Origin of the sequence: Modicisalibacter xianhensis, assembly GCF_900113605.1 — a bacterium.
Lineage (GTDB): Bacteria > Pseudomonadota > Gammaproteobacteria > Pseudomonadales > Halomonadaceae > Modicisalibacter > Modicisalibacter xianhensis.
In genome coordinates this window covers 1-1,936 of the sequence record NZ_FOPY01000041.1, presented here as the reverse complement: position 1 = coordinate 1,936, position 1,936 = coordinate 1, and the positions used below count along the sequence as shown (strand labels likewise).

The 1,936-nt window shown below is 58.8% G+C and carries 1 protein-coding gene and 1 pseudogene; one reads left to right on the top strand and one right to left on the bottom strand.

The window, feature by feature from the left end:
* Positions 1 to 173, bottom strand: a pseudogene (locus BM194_RS20990) (dihydroxy-acid dehydratase); the annotation flags it as partial.
* Between the two features lie 446 nt (positions 174 to 619).
* Here BM194_RS20990 and BM194_RS20375 point away from each other — a divergent pair.
* Positions 620 to 1,639: a TRAP transporter substrate-binding protein gene (locus BM194_RS20375; protein WP_092850763.1), complete on the top strand. Its 1,020-nt coding sequence runs from the start codon at positions 620 to 622 to the stop codon at positions 1,637 to 1,639.
* Positions 1,640 to 1,936 lie beyond the last annotated feature (297 nt).

Sequence of the window (1,936 nt, the reverse complement as noted above, 5' to 3'; positions counted from 1 at the left end):
GCGTTGCAGGGGGTAAGCTCCGACCAGGTGTTGCAGATGCCGATGATCGGCTTGCCCTGGAACTCGTGGTCGGGAATGCCCTGGTTCTTCATCCAACTGCGGTACATGAAGCCGTTCTTGTCGGCGCTGCCGAACCAGGCGGCGCTGCGAAGTTGGCGTTTCTCATTCGACATGGCTGTCTCCTTCACGGTGGCTGGCGTGCTAAGCGCCACGCGTCATTGACGTATGGACGCACCATACCGGCAAACCCGATAACCACAAAATATGCAAAAACCACAAAATTGATATATAAAAATATATCAGTGAATATTTCGCTCTTGTCTCGGTAACGCGATTCTTACTCTTACCACGGCCCAGCAAGCGACCAAGCATCTGTCTTTTCAAGGGGTTACCGGCCTCCTTCGGCAGGTTGCCCTGTCTAGCCCCGCAATGCCTTGGGGCCCTTTTTTCCCACCCCATACGAAAGTCTATGTTGAACATAGGCTGTCTATGTTCAACATTCTAAAACCAATCACGCCGGCTCAATCACAGCCTAGACTGGTGAACTGCAAGTCGAGCGTGACGTCACCATCACTCGATGCCCTAAGTCACAACAACAAGCGCTATTCGGAGACAACGTATGACCAAACTCAAGCACGCCGTAGTCGCTACCAGCTCGTTGATATTGCTGGGAATGTCCGCCGCCCAGGCTGCCGAATACGAATGGAAATTCCAGGCCTCGGAAACCTCCGGCGAGCCTAGCTTCAAGATCAAGCAGGAGTGGGCCGACAAGATCAAGACCATGACCGACGGCCGCGTGTCGATCGAGGTGATGCCGATCAATGCCGTCGTAGGGCCGACCGAGACCCTGCAGGCCGTGAGTTCGGGTATCCTTCAGGGCCACATGACCGACCCTAGCTACTTCTCGGGCCAGGACCCGGCCTTCGGCATGTTGGGTAACCTGGTCGGCGCTTGGCAGAACCCCTACGATTTCCTGGAGTTCATGAATAATGCCGGCGGTGAGGAGCTCTACAACGAGTTGGCCGAGCCCTATGGTACGCACCTGATTTCCGCGGCCACCTTCCCGCTGGAATCGGTGCCTTCCACCGTGGAAATCAAGACCATCGAGGACTTTCAGGGGCTCAAGATTCGCGCCCCGCAGGGCATGGTCTACAACATCTTCGAGCGCATCGGCGCCACCCCGGTCAACCTGCCGGGTTCCGAAGTCTATACCGGTCTCGAGAAGGGCGTGATCGATGCGGCCGACTCCACCGTGCTCTCGAACAACGATGCCCAGGGCCTGCACCAGTTCGCGCCGTATCCGCTGTATCCGGGCTTCCATTCCATGCCGATGATCGCCGTATCGATCAACAAGCAGATCTGGGACGGGCTGCCGGAAGACCTGCAGACCACCTTGGAAGTTGCCTTCGATCGTATGGCCTACGACATGATTGCCCGCTTGAGTGCACAGGACATCGAGGTGCTGCAGAAGCTCGAGCAGGATCCGAACGTCCATCCGTACAACCTGCCCGCCGAAGAGCGTAAGAAGTTCCGCCAGGCCGCCGAGCAGGAATGGAAGGAATGGGCAGGTCGCAACGAGATGACCCAGAAGATCTATGACTCCGCGACCTCGTTCCTGAAGGCCCGCGGCCAGCTGTAAGCACTGCGATAATGACCGCTGCGAAGCGTCGCCAGGCCAGGGCCGGGCGACGCTTCGTACGGATTCATGACAGACCCGGGGGCCGGCACATCCGGCCCCGTGAACTTTGTGCCCCCATTCTGACCATGGCAGTGCCCTGCGCGTACTGCATGGAGGACCCATGTCCCCTTCGACAGACAAGGACAACCGCCCCTTGAAACACGAGGACGAGATCGCCGGCCCGACCTCCGGCGAGCCCAGCACGGCCCCCGACCCGGTGCGCAGCACCTTCGACCGCGGCGTGGTGTGGTGCGCCCG

Excerpts from the sequence above, each read along its gene's own strand:
- BM194_RS20375 (WP_092850763.1), top strand. The coding sequence starts at position 620 with ATGACCAAACTCAAGCACGCCGTAGTCGCTACCAGCTCGTTGATATTG.